Source organism: Paenibacillus sp. BAC0078, assembly GCF_054483875.1.
The window spans coordinates 147,817-159,919 of sequence record NZ_JBTLRW010000013.1 but is presented as its reverse complement, the minus strand read 5'-3'; the positions used below and the strand labels follow the sequence as shown (position 1 = coordinate 159,919).

The following is a 12,103-nucleotide window of genomic DNA, read 5'->3' as shown; positions in this document are numbered from 1 at the left end:
GTTTGGTGGCGATAGCGGAGGGGTTCCACGCGTACCCATCCCGAACACGACCGTTAAGCCCTCCAGCGCCGATGGTACTTGGACCGAAGGGTCCTGGGAGAGTAGGACGCCGCCAAGCATTATTCCCTGATAGCTCAGTTGGTAGAGCACTCGACTGTTAATCGAGTTGTCACAGGTTCGAGTCCTGTTCGGGGAGCCATGCTCTCATAGCTCAGTAGGTAGAGTGCTTCCATGGTAAGGAAGAGGTCACCGGTTCGAATCCGGTTGAGAGCTCCACAAGTTTTTAAGGCCCGTTGGTCAAGGGGTTAAGACACCTCCCTTTCACGGAGGTAACATGGGTTCGAATCCCATACGGGTCACCATTTATGATTTTTCATTTTCCCTAGAGGACAACCTTAGATATGGAGGCTTAGCTCAGCTGGGAGAGCATCTGCCTTACAAGCAGAGGGTCGGGGGTTCGAACCCCTCAGCCTCCACCATAATCGTCCTCGTGTTGGAAGAGATTGTGGGAATTTTATAGGTATCCATCGAAGGGGATTAGCCAAGCGGTAAGGCAACGGACTCTGACTCCGTCATCATAGGTTCGAATCCTATATCCCCTGCCAAATGCGAGCCATTAGCTCAGTTGGTAGAGCACCTGACTTTTAATCAGGGTGTCGAAGGTTCGAGTCCTTCATGGCTCACTTTATTATTATTGTGCGCGTGTGGCGGAATGGCAGACGCACCAGACTTAGGATCTGGCGTCTTACGACGTGGGGGTTCAAGTCCCTTCACGCGCACCACCTAATTTGCGGACGTGGCTCAGCGGTAGAGCATCGCCTTGCCAAGGCGAGGGTCGCGGGTTCGATTCCCGTCGTCCGCTCCATAATATTTGCGCCCTTAGCTCAGCTGGATAGAGCGTTTGACTACGAATCAAAAGGTCGGGAGTTCGAATCTCTCAGGGCGCGCCATTTTATTTATTTTACAAAATAACGGGATGTAGCTCAGCTTGGTAGAGCACCTGGTTTGGGACCAGGGGGTCGCATGTTCAAATCGTGTCATCCCGATTTTATATCTTCGCGGGTGTAGTTCAATGGTAGAACTTCAGCCTTCCAAGCTGATAGCGTGGGTTCGATTCCCATCACCCGCTCCATAATTTTATATCGTTTCGGGATGTAGCTCAGCTTGGTAGAGCACCTGGTTTGGGACCAGGGGGTCGCATGTTCAAATCGTGTCATCCCGATAATTTAGCTTTTAGCTGACAATGAGCTCTTACTTCGGTAAGAGTTTTTTGTTTTTCTTTAAGTTGAAAATTTATGTTTTCATTTTAGTTGAATTTAATATATGTTGTTTTAATCCCTTGAAAAAAAGATGACTTCCGGTGGGATGCCAATCCGAAGATAATAGCTTATTAAGGATTCGTCTTGTTCGGGAGGAATACCTGACGATAATAGCTTAATCGCGAATAAATTAGCTTGACGCTCAAGCTTTCCAGGCGAAAAATAGGAATTCTCCTCTAAAAAGAACCGGTTTATTCCTTTATGCAGGCGATCATGGCCGAGTTCATGCGCACATACAAAACGCTGCCACTCTATAGGCAGTTCATTATGAATAACAATAAATCTTCTTCTAAGTTTGCGATAATACAAACCCTTTGTACTTTCTCCCAGGTTTATGAATCGAATATGAATGCCCAGCGCCTCACAGAGCTCGAAAGGGCTGTTGGTTTTATATTTTTTGATCAACTTATTGATTATCTCATCCATATTCTTCACCCGCAGCATGTTAATGTATGTGATGTCGCCTAGCTATGATCGGTGTCTGATTCGTGCTTGGGTTTGGTTCTTTTATTCATCTGCTTGGCTTCCCAGAAAAGACCGGTCAGCACATCCTTGATCCGCTGTTTGTCTTCCTTATTTAAAGGGATTCCGTCAAACATAAGTTCCCCGTCATCCTCCAGCATTTTGCGGAAATCCCGCTTATCCTTACCTGTAGCCCATTCAGGGACTTTGCCTTCGGTATTGCTCAACAAATCTTCAGCTAAGTATCCTGCTTGTTCCATAAGCTCTTCATAGGATGCTTCAGCAGCCTCAGCGATCTTACGCAAAGTGGCCGGCTTAGGCACCCCTCTTAATCCGTTCTCGATTCGTGAGATTTGTGCTCCGCTGATACCCGCAAGTGAAGCCAGTTGACTGATTGTCAGGCCTTTATGCTCTCGAAGCTGTTTCAGATAATTCCCGAAATCTCCTGCCATCGTTAACCACTCCTTATCACCTATTAACCTGTTAATAATAATATAAGCCATAATTGTCAATAGGTAAACAAAAAGCAAGTAATAATGCCAAAAGGTAATATGCGATGTGATGGTAAGATAAAGCGTGATAAGAGGTGTTTTCTCCTCCTAAACGGCCTAAAATGGGATTTTACGGAATTGGAGATAAGGTGGTATATTATTGAAAAAGGCGAACAAAATACGAACAAGAAGAATTTTACCACATTTCTCAGGAAATTTCCTCAGTAATTACCTTAACTCAGCCTAAATGCAAAGGAGTGCATATAATGATGAATTTATCCTCGTTACCCGAACTGGATCGCCGTCGTACTCAGGTCGCAATAGAGAGTATGCTGGAGAAATATCGTATTTTTAAGACGGTTACTTTTGAAGCCAAGGAAGCGGGTATTACTTATTCCTATATCGAGAGATTTCATGGCCAAACCCATACTATTACTGATCAGACTGCTGCCATTGCCACTCATAACGTAGATGTTCCTGCTGCAAGAAGAGCTTACTGTGCCGCACTGGATTCTGTAGTGGACAGGCTGGATAACCGGGAGCAGCAGCTCGTGAGAGAACGATACATGCGTAGAGACGAAATATACGATTACACGGTGTATAATCATGTGTTCGATCCGCCGGTCAGCAAGGATACTTACGTTAAGATACGCACAAAGGCATTTTATAAGATGGCTCTGGCACTGACGGATCTTGGGTTGTTGTCGCTGGGGGGGCTGTTGAAAAAAGGATCGTCTATGAAAAAAGAAGAGTCGGAGAGTAGGGGGGAGCCAGCTCCTATTAATGGTGGTTAATTTATGAATAGAAGGAAAGTATGAACATAGAGCGTAATACGAAGGCTGTATCGTCCGATGGATGATGCAGTCTTTTTTTGTCGGAGGAGAAATGAGGTGCGAAATATATATATAAAGGAAGGCATCTTTTTACCAGCTCAAAACCTCCCTAGTTCATCTCGAAGCTCTCCCATAACCCGCCGTAATACCGGCTCCATGCGGAAATAAAGCAGGTATGATTATACCATGGCAAATGAAGCAGAAGGACACCGCAGGAGCATGAATGCCCCGCTGATATTGTACCTATGTGAGGTCAAATAATTCTTTTCGCGGTGAAAGATTCTTCAGGCAGATGCCAAACGAAGACGAGTATTCCCACTGTGAAGGGTATATTCGTTTTTTATTTCAATATAAACTGGAGGGATGTACACAATTATGTTAATGGATTTAATGATTCATAGCATCAAGGAACGGCTGCAGCTGAGGCTGTGGAGAGGAATGCAACCATGACTGTACAACAATTAAGGGAGAACATTATTGCTGCACTTGAAGAATCTTTTCCTGGTGTACCCGTATATGTCGATGGTAATAAACCGCAAATTGCATACTTCAGAGTGGAATTAATCTCGTCAACTTATGACCGGCAAAGGGAAGGCAAATATATGGCCGTGTATCGTTATGGTATCCGATATGAGCAGGGTGGTTTGCTGGATTCGGAAGGTATGGCTGACGGATTGTGCGAGGCGCTTGCGATGAGAGAGAGAGAACAACCTTCTTTTCGGGTGATGCGACAGGCTTGGGAGGCTGGAACAGAAGGAAGCGGGCCACTTTTTACAGTGGACTATATGCTCTATCTTCATAAAGAAATACAGCCCGAACCAGGGATTAAGATGATGGGGCACTTGACAGAAGGAGAACGACTGAAATGAGCACAAATGATACTAACCTGAGTATTTTTGGAAAAAAGCAGATTATGGAATCGGCATTATTTTCACCTAAAGAAAAAGATGTGCTGGACGTAATGCTGCAAGAAGATCAGGGTTACACATTACTTGAAGCAAAGAAATTACTGGGGCTTTTTCTAACTAAGGAGGTTATCTAATGGCTGGAGGAACATGGACAACACAAAACAAGGTGCGTCCGGGGGTATACGTGAATGTCGCATCGAGCGGAAGCACAGTAGGCAAAATGGGGGAACGTGGAATTACAGCTCTCGCTCTTTCCTTACCCTGGGGGAAAACAGGATCTATTCTGAAGCTTACGCCACAGGATGACTATAAGAAGTTGCTTGGTTATGATCTGACTGATTCTGTACTGCTTCCGGTACGGGAAGCACTGAAACGTGCAGGCACTCTGCTGCTCTACCGCTTGAATGAAGGTGTAAAAGCAGCAGTGACCAATAACGGCCTGCAGGTAACGGCAAAATACGGCGGTGAACGTGGCAATGATCTTTCCGTGACCATTGAGAAAAATATTGATAACAACGCTCTGTTCGATGTTAATACGCTGCTTGGCAGTACAAAATTGGATAAACAAACTGTTGCGTCCGCACTGGAACTTACGTCCAACGAATATGTGGAGTTTAAGGAAAATGGTTCGGCTGGCTTGACACTAACTGCTGGCATGCCTCTGACGGGTGGTGCTAACGGTACGGTAACGAATGCGGAGCACAGTGAGTTTTTGACTCTGCTGGAGGTCCAGGATTTCCAGACGGTTGGGCTTTTGTCGCAGGATAACTCCCTTAAGGCACTGTATACCTCATTTGTGAAGCGTCTGCGTGATACAGAGGGCAAGAAGGTACAGGCAGTATTGTCCAACTACGCAGCAGCCAATCATGAAGGGATCATCAGCGTAGCCAACGGTGTATTGCTCAGCGATGGTACGACCATTGATAAAACGAATGCTGTGGCATGGGTAGCGGGCGCAACTGCTGCAGCTGCAGTAAACGAATCGTTGACTTACCAAACATATGATGATGCTGTTGATGCGGATGTACGCTTCAATCATATCGAAACGGTAACAGCACTGACGAATGGTGAAATGCTCTTTACGTATAATGGAGGCCGTGCCGTGGTGGAGCAGGATATCAACACCTTCACGGGATTTTCACCGGATAAAGGCAAGGTTTTTTCGAAAAATCGAGTATTGCGTGTACTGGATGGGATTTCCGGTGATTTGAAAAGAATTTTCGAAAATTATTTCATTGGCAGGGTAGCGAATAATGAAGACGGACGTGCGCTTTTTTGGTCCCAATGCGTTTCTTATATGAACGATCTGCAGAACCTTGGCGCAATCGATAATTTCAATTCACAGACTGATATTGTGGTAACAGCAGGAATGGATAGTGACAGTGTAGTGCTGGATGTTGCCGTGAAGCCAGTTGATTCCGTAGAAAAAGTATACATGAAAGTGAAGGTGGTCTAAGATGACATTCTTGAAAGCCAGCGATACCCTCTCCGGCCAAGAAGGCCGTGCTTTTGCAACTATCAACGGTCAAACGGAAGAAATGTTCTATGTGAAGACGCTCGAAGCAACTGTTGAGAAGCAGAAGGCGGAAGTGAAGACACTCGGGCGCCGGGGGGTACAGCATAAAGCAACGGGGTGGTCCGGCAGCGGGTCGATGACAATTTTCTATATGACTAGCCGTTTCCGTCAGTTGATGCTGGAATATATGAAAACAGGAGTGGATCAGTATTTTGACATTGTAGTCACGAATGAAGATCCTTCGTCTAGTGTGGGAGCACAGCGGATTATGCTAAAATCTGTGAATTTGGACAGTGTTATTATGGCTTCGCTCGATACGGAATCAGATGCCCTTGAAGAAGAAGTGAGCTTTACTTTTGAAGATGTGGAGCTTATGCAATCCTTTAACGCTCCGGCAGGTTCTGGCCTCTAGAGGATCTGTGCCTGAAGTGAATATAGACGTGAGCAAGAATGGCCCGGACGTGAAATGAGCGGCGGGTCTCTTCTCTGTCTTCTTAAAACAATCAGAATAACAGGAGGAAGACAATGAGCGAATTAAGTTTGTTTTTTGCACAAAATGCAGCATCTGACACTACGGAGGAATTTGTGGTCTCGCAGCGGTTTAAAGATAAAGAGGGCAAAGCCGTAGCTTGGAAACTGCGCAGTATGACTGAGGATGAGAACCAGGAATGCCGGAAAGCGGCTACACGAAAAATAAAAGGGAAAAATGGCACATATTCAACGGAGATTGATCCTAATGATTATATGGCCAAGCTGATGACCTCAAGTGTGATATACCCGGATCTGAAGAATTCTGAGCTCCAACGGTCTTACGGGGTACTTGGAGCAGAAGCGCTGCTGCGTAAAATGCTGCTTCCTGGTGAATTTGCAGCGCTCGGTGAACGTGTACAGGCACTGAATGGATTCGATACTGACATGAACGAACTGGTAGATGAAGTAAAAAACTGATCAACGAGGGTGATGGTGAGGCTAACCTGGCCTACTACGCCCTCCACGAACTGCACATTTTGCCGCATGAGCTTATGAGGTTCTCTACGCGTGAACGTGCGGCTATATACGCGATGATTTCGGTGCGGGTGGACAAAGAGAAACGGGAGCAATCCCGTAACAAGGGCAAGAGAAGATGAAGGGGGTGAATGAATGGAGATAGATGTATCTAAAATGGTATTAGTGTCGCGTAAGTCGCTTGTGATCTGGAAAGCGATGAATAAGCAGTGTGTGCGTATGAATACTAACCTGGATATTGTAAATCGCTCCATCAAAGGGGTTCAGGCTGCTATAAAGCGGTCAGCAGATGGAATGGATCGGTCTCTGGACAGACTTAATCAGTCCTTGCAAGAGATTAATGACACCTTGCTGGATGGATTTAAACGTATGCCTCCAAAGATAAGTATGTCTAGAGATACTGTAATGGAGCAAAGCCAACAGGCCTCGCAATCTCAGCAGTTAGCGGTTCGCACACTGAGCGCCTCACCGTCAGTGAAGGCTGTAACACCTGAAGAAGAAAAGGCGAAAAAAGTAAACTGGTGGAAAGGGCTTAAGGAAAAGAAGAAAGTAGAGCAGAAGCCACAGGAAAAAAGCAAGGAAGAGATAGTTGATGCATCTCCCAAGCCCAAGATTAATCTTAGGAAGGAACCGCCAGCACCTCCAACTCCGCCACCAGTCCCTGCGGATTCCAAAATAATGAAATTTCTCAAAACAGCCAATGTGGTAAACCCTTTTAATAGGGTCAAATCCTTTGGAGAGAAAGCAGTAAAATCTGTGGTAAAGCCAGGTGATGGTGATGTCATGGACTGGAATAAGCTCAACAAGAATATTGACGCGGCTCTCGGTCAAATTGGAGCGAAGGCATTAGGAGCGCTGCGTCCGGTAATGGATACGCTTAATACGGCTCTGACCTCAGGCCAATTAATGCCGATTATTGATGCTATGGCGAACGGCTTTCTTTTCATTGCTAATGTCATTTCTATGGTGGTCAATGGATTGTTGTGGCTGGTTGGGGTTGTTCAGGAAAATTGGTCCTATATTAAACCGATTCTTGAAGCCATTGCTATTGTGTACTTAGCAGCGATGATTGTCCAAGTGTATATGCTCGCAGCTGCCTGGTTAGCAGCCAACTGGCCGATTCTGATTGTTATTGGGGTTATTGCGCTTTTATTGCTGATTTTACAGCAGCTAGGTGTATCTGCAGGGGATGTGGTAGGTGGCATTATGGGGGTGTTCGGGGGGCTGAAAGTCCATCTACAGAACGTAATTATCTCCTTGCAAAATGCATTTATCACTTTCAAAGATTTCTTGCAAAACTTATTTATAGACCCAGTGTACGCAGTAAAAAAATTATTCTATGATATGTTCATTAATTTTTTGGATCTTCTTTATCAGATGGCCTTAGGGGGCGAAAACTTTGCTGGCGGTTTTATGAAAGTAATAGCACAAGCTATTAATGTTGCGATGAAGGGTGTAAAGAAGCTTACAGATTTATTGAGTAAAGTACCTGGCTTTGAGAAATTAGCAAATTTACAATTGAATCCAATCAACCCTGAAGACCCCCATGCTGTGAGTGGGCTGATAAAAAATGTAAGAGACCGTGTAGTTGCTCCTACTAGTGATAAGCCAGTTAAGAATAGTGACAAGATAGAATACTTAGACTATATACAGCCAATTAATGCAAGTTCTCAAGCAGGCCGGGATTTTGTCGATAATTTCTCCAATATGGGAAGAACTGCTACTGAGAAAGTAAAGAATATCGTAAACCCTGCAGCAAGCAATCCTTTAAACTCAACAAACATCCTTGCCAATCAAAACGGGAACGTGAACAACGTCAACCGGGTCAATGAAGTTGGCGCTATTAACGATACCGTAGACATCTCCAGCGATGATCTGAAAATGCTGCGTGAGCTGGCAGAGATTCAAGCGATTCAGAATTTCGTAGAGCTAACACCAACTGTTCAGGTAACAACGGGAAATATAAATAATGCTGGAGATATTGACTCCATTATTACAAAGATTGGGCAGAAGCTGAATGAGGAGTTTGTCTCAACGGCCCAGGGGGTGTATACGTAACGTGGAAGAGTATGGATTTTTTCTTAGCTACAACAACTATCAAGAGGCTATCAGACTGCCGGTCAATCCCGAAACGTTGGAGATTAAGGAGTCTGGTGATGGAAAAAGCTACTCTATCATTGACTTGGGTGAAATCAATACCATTGCCTATCCCAAGCTGACGGAAATCACTATTGAGAGTATTTTTCCGGCGCAGTATTATCCGTTTGTTGTGTACGGAAGAGATGAGGCGAGTAAGCTGCTGAAGCCTTATGAATATGTGAAGCTGATCAAAAAATGGATGGTGAGCCGTAGGCCAATACGGTTTGTATTTACCGGGCTGAAGTCGCTGGATAACCATGCCGCAGATCAGAGCAACATAGAGCCAGATTGGCTCGCGCTGGCAAAAGCGAATGCGGGGAAGATTTTTACAGGTGAAATGGGAATTAATATGGCCGCTAGCATCGAAGGCTTTACATGGAAGCTCAGCGCGGGAACTTCCGGGGATATTGAATACACATTATCACTTAAGAAATATGTATTCTATCAGGCAGTTGCTGCAAAGGTAGTAAAGGGCGAAGTCAAGGCGCAGCAGAAGCGCTCTAGTGATAAAACTGCACCAGCTACCTATACCATAAAAGCAGGGGATACCCTTGGGAAGATAGCCCAGAAATTCCTCGGCGACAGCAGCAAATATAAGATACTCCAGAAGCTTAATGGCATTTCCGATAGTGAGCTGAAGAAGCTTAAGGTCGGCAGAGTCATCAAGCTGTCATAGGAGGGGAAGATGTTGAAGCTGCTTTTGAAGAACAAGGAAGGCAGGGTTTGGGATATCTCTAGTATCGCAACGGACATCACTTGGAAAACATCACGTTCCGGCAAGCCCTCTACTCTGGATCTGACTCTGGTTGACAGTGGTATTTACCAGCATCCGAAGTTTGGGATCAGCAACGGGGATATTATACAGTTCAGTAAAGATGGGATTAACGTGTTTTATGGTTTTGTGTTCAGTATAGATACGGGGATTGACCAAGAAATTAAGCTGACGGCGTATGATCAGATCCGTTATTTACTGGGGAACGGTAGCTACGTACTCCAGAATGTTACCGCAAGCGAACTGATACAAAAGATTGCCAAGGACTACGGATTGCAGACAGGTGTGCTGGATGCCGCTAAGTACAAGATCCCCTCCTTGATTGAAGATGACAAAAAACTGCTCGACATCATAATGGGGGCTATCGGTAGCGAACTTCAATATAAGGGGCAACTGCTGGCTTTTTATGATGACTTTGGCAAGCTGACACTGCGTAGTAGCGAGAATATGCTGTTGAATGTGATCCTAGGAGCAGGACATTATCTGTATGACTACTCATTGAAACGAAGCATTGATGAGGAGACGTACAACACAATTTTTCTATACAAAGACAACGAGGCAACAGGTAAGAGAGACATCTATCCAGTATCGGATAAGGAAAATGTGGAACGCTGGGGCTTGTTGCATTTATACCAGAAGGCTGATGATAAGGCGAATGCTGCACAGATTCAGGAAAAAGCTAATAATTTGCTGAAAATGCATAACCGGGAAAAGCTCAGTCTCTCTGTGCAGGCAATCGGCGACATGCGGGTAAGGGCAGGTAATTTCATCTATGTGCTGCTGGACGAGTTCGACACGCAGCTTTTTCTGGTGGATCAGTGCAGCCATAAGATTTCCGGTGGCGAGCATACTATGTCCCTAGATATAAAGGTGGTGTAAAGGTTCATGTTGGATATTATCAAAAAAGCGAGCCTCGGAGCCGTATCGAATACGAATCCCGTGGCTTTTTCCTATGGAATGGTGACGGCTACAAAGCCTCTGCAGATTCAGGTGGATCAACGGTTTATTCTTTCCGGCCCTGCACTTGTCCTACCAGAAACAGTAATGGAAAGCAAAATTGAATTGGATGGCAAAAGCTATCTGATCCGACGGGGCCTTGAATCCGGGGACCGTGTGCTGTTGATCCGCATGCAGGGAGGACAAAGCTATATTGTTCTGGATCGGCTGGTGAATTCATGATACCAGTCATTGGAAAGGCAGGTCCCATAACGTCAACGCTGGAGAGCGAAACCATTAGCGAGAGTTTAGAAATCCCAAGCCTTACTTATAGAATGGATTGGGAACGCAAACGGATATTAGGCACTATTGATGCGCTGGAAGCCGTCAAGCAGGCGGCAGTGAAAGTTCTTCAAACCGAACGTTATGAGCATCTGATCTATAGTTCGGACTACGGAACTGAATGGAATCTGGTGCTTGGCAGAGACCGCCTGCTCGCCAGATCAGAGCTAAGGCGGAGTATAAGTGAAGCTTTGCTGGAGGATGAGCGAATTCGTAGTTTGGAGGATGTGGAGATTTCTTTTAACGGAGACACTGTTATCCTCAATTGCACTGTCGTCACGTATTACGGCAATTTCGAGATCAGAAAGGAGTGGAATGAGGGTGTATGAAGGTCAGACATTTGAAGCTTTGCTTGAACGAATGCTGGACCGGGTGCCGCCAGGTTTGGACAAGCGTGAAGGCAGCATTATCTATGATGCGCTGGCTCCGGCTGCGGCTGAGATGGCGCAGATGTATATTGAGCTGGATGTGAACAACAATTTGTATTTTGCAGATACGGCTACTGGAGAGTACCTGGAACGCAGCATTGCCTGGACGGGAATTACAAGGCGCGCCGCGAGTAAAGCTGAGCTCAAAGGAATTTTCTATAACAGCGCTAATGAGTTGCTGGATATTCCGCTTGGCAGCCGTTTTTCACTTGATTTGCTGCATTATACGGCAGTGGAGAAGCTGGCTCCAGGAACCTACAGGATGGAAAGTGAAGCAGCAGGGGAAGAAGGAAACCGATATTTCGGCTCCTTGCTGCCCCTTGATTACATCCCTGATCTGGCGCGTGGAGAGATTGCGGCCCTGCTGATCCCCGGTGAAAATGCGGAGAGTGATGATTCGCTGCGTCAACGGTATTTCGACTCGGCGAGACGCCCGTCAACGAGCGGAAATAAATATCATTATATGGAATGGGCGATGCAGATTGATGGTGTGGGGGGCAGCCGGGTATTCCCGCTCTGGAACGGTCCTAAGACGGTGAAGGTTGTGATCGTAGATTCGCAAAAGCAGCCTGCCTCCGAACTGCTTGTCTCTCAGGTGCAGCAACACATTGATCCAGTTTCGGGACAAGGTGAAGGACAAGCACCGGTAGGCGCAGTGGTAACCGTAGTCTCGGCAACAGGAAAAAACATCAGTGTAAGCGCCGAGGTTATACTTGCCTCCGGATATTCACTGCAGTCGGTTATTGATGCTTTTAAGGTGCTATTGGAAAAGTATCGCAAGGAGAAGGCTTTTACCGCTTCCTATATCAGCCAGTCTGTCATTGGTTCGTTGCTGCTGGATACTGAGGGAGTTGTGGACTATAGCGCATTGAAGCTGAACGGCGGAGTTGGAAACGTAACACTAACAGAAATTGAAGTGCCGGTGTTCAGCAATGTAGAGCTGGAGGTGTAG

Annotated in this window: 14 protein-coding genes, 12 tRNA genes and 1 rRNA gene; 25 read left to right on the top strand and 2 right to left on the bottom strand. The window is 45.8% G+C overall.

Annotated elements, in window-relative coordinates; all coding sequences use genetic code 11:
- Window position 1: 1 nt before the first annotated feature.
- The 13 genes from rrf (at window position 2) to ACX1DY_RS22180 (ending at window position 1,222) form a co-directional block, all read left to right on the top strand.
- Window positions 2-118, top strand: a 5S ribosomal RNA gene (rrf, locus tag ACX1DY_RS22240).
- A 5-nt stretch (window positions 119-123) separates the two neighbouring features.
- A tRNA-Asn gene (locus ACX1DY_RS22235) sits at window positions 124-199 on the top strand.
- Window position 200: 1 nt separating this feature from the next.
- Window positions 201-276: transfer RNA gene (locus tag ACX1DY_RS22230), tRNA-Thr, on the top strand.
- Window positions 277-287: 11 nt separating this feature from the next.
- Window positions 288-362 (top strand) — tRNA-Glu (locus tag ACX1DY_RS22225).
- A gap of 41 nt (window positions 363-403) precedes the next feature.
- Window positions 404-479, top strand: a tRNA-Val gene (locus tag ACX1DY_RS22220).
- A 52-nt stretch (window positions 480-531) separates the two neighbouring features.
- Window positions 532-605 (top strand) — tRNA-Gln (locus ACX1DY_RS22215).
- A 5-nt stretch (window positions 606-610) separates the two neighbouring features.
- Window positions 611-683, top strand: a tRNA-Lys gene (locus ACX1DY_RS22210).
- Window positions 684-698: 15 nt separating this feature from the next.
- Window positions 699-782 (top strand) — tRNA-Leu (locus ACX1DY_RS22205).
- Window positions 783-790: 8 nt separating this feature from the next.
- Window positions 791-865: transfer RNA gene (locus ACX1DY_RS22200), tRNA-Gly, on the top strand.
- An 8-nt stretch (window positions 866-873) separates the two neighbouring features.
- Window positions 874-950: transfer RNA gene (locus ACX1DY_RS22195), tRNA-Arg, on the top strand.
- 22 nt (window positions 951-972) lie between these two features.
- Window positions 973-1,046, top strand: a tRNA-Pro gene (locus ACX1DY_RS22190).
- A 12-nt stretch (window positions 1,047-1,058) separates the two neighbouring features.
- Window positions 1,059-1,132: transfer RNA gene (locus ACX1DY_RS22185), tRNA-Gly, on the top strand.
- 16 nt (window positions 1,133-1,148) lie between these two features.
- A tRNA-Pro gene (locus tag ACX1DY_RS22180) sits at window positions 1,149-1,222 on the top strand.
- A gap of 109 nt (window positions 1,223-1,331) precedes the next feature.
- Here the strand turns inward: ACX1DY_RS22180 and ACX1DY_RS22175 are convergent.
- On the bottom strand, window positions 1,332-1,745 hold the full coding sequence (locus ACX1DY_RS22175) for an ImmA/IrrE family metallo-endopeptidase (protein ID WP_458966375.1): 414 nt from the start codon (window positions 1,743-1,745) through the stop codon (window positions 1,332-1,334).
- Between the two features lie 38 nt (window positions 1,746-1,783).
- Entirely contained in the window at window positions 1,784-2,233 is a 450-nt protein-coding gene (locus ACX1DY_RS22170; RefSeq protein ID WP_458966374.1) for a helix-turn-helix domain-containing protein, read from the bottom strand.
- Between the two features lie 308 nt (window positions 2,234-2,541).
- Between ACX1DY_RS22170 and ACX1DY_RS22165 the strand changes: the two genes are divergently transcribed.
- The 12 genes from ACX1DY_RS22165 (at window position 2,542) to ACX1DY_RS22110 (ending at window position 12,103) form a co-directional block, all read left to right on the top strand.
- Window positions 2,542-3,066, top strand: a complete 525-nt coding sequence (locus ACX1DY_RS22165) for an ArpU family phage packaging/lysis transcriptional regulator (protein WP_458966380.1) — start codon at window positions 2,542-2,544, stop codon at window positions 3,064-3,066.
- A 485-nt stretch (window positions 3,067-3,551) separates the two neighbouring features.
- Complete coding sequence (locus ACX1DY_RS22160) at window positions 3,552-3,974, top strand: phage tail terminator family protein (protein WP_458966373.1); 423 nt, start codon at window positions 3,552-3,554, stop codon at window positions 3,972-3,974.
- Window positions 3,971-4,147 carry a hypothetical protein gene (locus tag ACX1DY_RS22155; RefSeq protein WP_458966372.1) on the top strand — a complete coding sequence of 59 codons (177 nt, stop codon included), beginning with the start codon at window positions 3,971-3,973 and terminating at the stop codon, window positions 4,145-4,147. Before ACX1DY_RS22160 ends, ACX1DY_RS22155 begins: the two co-directional genes overlap by 4 nt.
- A complete protein-coding gene (locus tag ACX1DY_RS22150) occupies window positions 4,147-5,469 on the top strand; it encodes a phage tail sheath family protein (RefSeq protein ID WP_458966371.1) in 1,323 nt (440 codons plus the stop codon). Before ACX1DY_RS22155 ends, ACX1DY_RS22150 begins: the two co-directional genes overlap by 1 nt.
- 1 nt (window position 5,470) lies before the next feature.
- A complete protein-coding gene (locus ACX1DY_RS22145) occupies window positions 5,471-5,941 on the top strand; it encodes a phage tail tube protein (protein ID WP_458966370.1) in 471 nt (156 codons plus the stop codon).
- A gap of 113 nt (window positions 5,942-6,054) precedes the next feature.
- Window positions 6,055-6,477 carry a phage tail assembly chaperone gene (locus tag ACX1DY_RS22140; RefSeq protein ID WP_458966369.1) on the top strand — a complete coding sequence of 141 codons (423 nt, stop codon included), beginning with the start codon at window positions 6,055-6,057 and terminating at the stop codon, window positions 6,475-6,477.
- A 192-nt stretch (window positions 6,478-6,669) separates the two neighbouring features.
- Window positions 6,670-8,592 carry a hypothetical protein gene (locus tag ACX1DY_RS22135; protein WP_458966368.1) on the top strand — a complete coding sequence of 641 codons (1,923 nt, stop codon included), beginning with the start codon at window positions 6,670-6,672 and terminating at the stop codon, window positions 8,590-8,592.
- A gap of 1 nt (window position 8,593) precedes the next feature.
- Window positions 8,594-9,349 carry a LysM peptidoglycan-binding domain-containing protein gene (locus ACX1DY_RS22130; protein WP_458966367.1) on the top strand — a complete coding sequence of 252 codons (756 nt, stop codon included), beginning with the start codon at window positions 8,594-8,596 and terminating at the stop codon, window positions 9,347-9,349.
- 9 nt (window positions 9,350-9,358) lie between these two features.
- Window positions 9,359-10,324 (top strand): XkdQ/YqbQ family protein, encoded by a 966-nt coding sequence (locus tag ACX1DY_RS22125; RefSeq protein WP_458966366.1) that lies wholly within the window; start codon window positions 9,359-9,361, stop codon window positions 10,322-10,324.
- A 6-nt stretch (window positions 10,325-10,330) separates the two neighbouring features.
- Window positions 10,331-10,624 carry a DUF2577 domain-containing protein gene (locus ACX1DY_RS22120; RefSeq protein WP_458966365.1) on the top strand — a complete coding sequence of 98 codons (294 nt, stop codon included), beginning with the start codon at window positions 10,331-10,333 and terminating at the stop codon, window positions 10,622-10,624.
- Window positions 10,621-11,052 carry a DUF2634 domain-containing protein gene (locus ACX1DY_RS22115; RefSeq protein WP_458966364.1) on the top strand — a complete coding sequence of 144 codons (432 nt, stop codon included), beginning with the start codon at window positions 10,621-10,623 and terminating at the stop codon, window positions 11,050-11,052. Before ACX1DY_RS22120 ends, ACX1DY_RS22115 begins: the two co-directional genes overlap by 4 nt.
- On the top strand, window positions 11,039-12,103 hold the full coding sequence (locus ACX1DY_RS22110) for a baseplate J/gp47 family protein (protein WP_458966363.1): 1,065 nt from the start codon (window positions 11,039-11,041) through the stop codon (window positions 12,101-12,103). Before ACX1DY_RS22115 ends, ACX1DY_RS22110 begins: the two co-directional genes overlap by 14 nt.

Coding starts and splice junctions, on each gene's coding strand:
- ACX1DY_RS22150 (WP_458966371.1), top strand. CDS start 4,147: ATGGCTGGAGGAACATGGACAACACAAAACAAGGTGCGTCCGGGGGTA.
- ACX1DY_RS22140 (WP_458966369.1), top strand. CDS start 6,055: ATGAGCGAATTAAGTTTGTTTTTTGCACAAAATGCAGCATCTGACACT.
- ACX1DY_RS22170 (WP_458966374.1), bottom strand. CDS start 2,233: ATGGCAGGAGATTTCGGGAATTATCTGAAACAGCTTCGAGAGCATAAA.
- ACX1DY_RS22175 (WP_458966375.1), bottom strand. CDS start 1,745: ATGGATGAGATAATCAATAAGTTGATCAAAAAATATAAAACCAACAGC.
- ACX1DY_RS22125 (WP_458966366.1), top strand. CDS start 9,359: ATGTTGAAGCTGCTTTTGAAGAACAAGGAAGGCAGGGTTTGGGATATC.
- ACX1DY_RS22160 (WP_458966373.1), top strand. CDS start 3,552: ATGACTGTACAACAATTAAGGGAGAACATTATTGCTGCACTTGAAGAA.
- ACX1DY_RS22165 (WP_458966380.1), top strand. CDS start 2,542: ATGAATTTATCCTCGTTACCCGAACTGGATCGCCGTCGTACTCAGGTC.
- ACX1DY_RS22145 (WP_458966370.1), top strand. CDS start 5,471: ATGACATTCTTGAAAGCCAGCGATACCCTCTCCGGCCAAGAAGGCCGT.
- ACX1DY_RS22115 (WP_458966364.1), top strand. CDS start 10,621: ATGATACCAGTCATTGGAAAGGCAGGTCCCATAACGTCAACGCTGGAG.
- ACX1DY_RS22135 (WP_458966368.1), top strand. CDS start 6,670: ATGGAGATAGATGTATCTAAAATGGTATTAGTGTCGCGTAAGTCGCTT.
- ACX1DY_RS22110 (WP_458966363.1), top strand. CDS start 11,039: ATGAGGGTGTATGAAGGTCAGACATTTGAAGCTTTGCTTGAACGAATG.
- ACX1DY_RS22120 (WP_458966365.1), top strand. CDS start 10,331: ATGTTGGATATTATCAAAAAAGCGAGCCTCGGAGCCGTATCGAATACG.
- ACX1DY_RS22155 (WP_458966372.1), top strand. CDS start 3,971: ATGAGCACAAATGATACTAACCTGAGTATTTTTGGAAAAAAGCAGATT.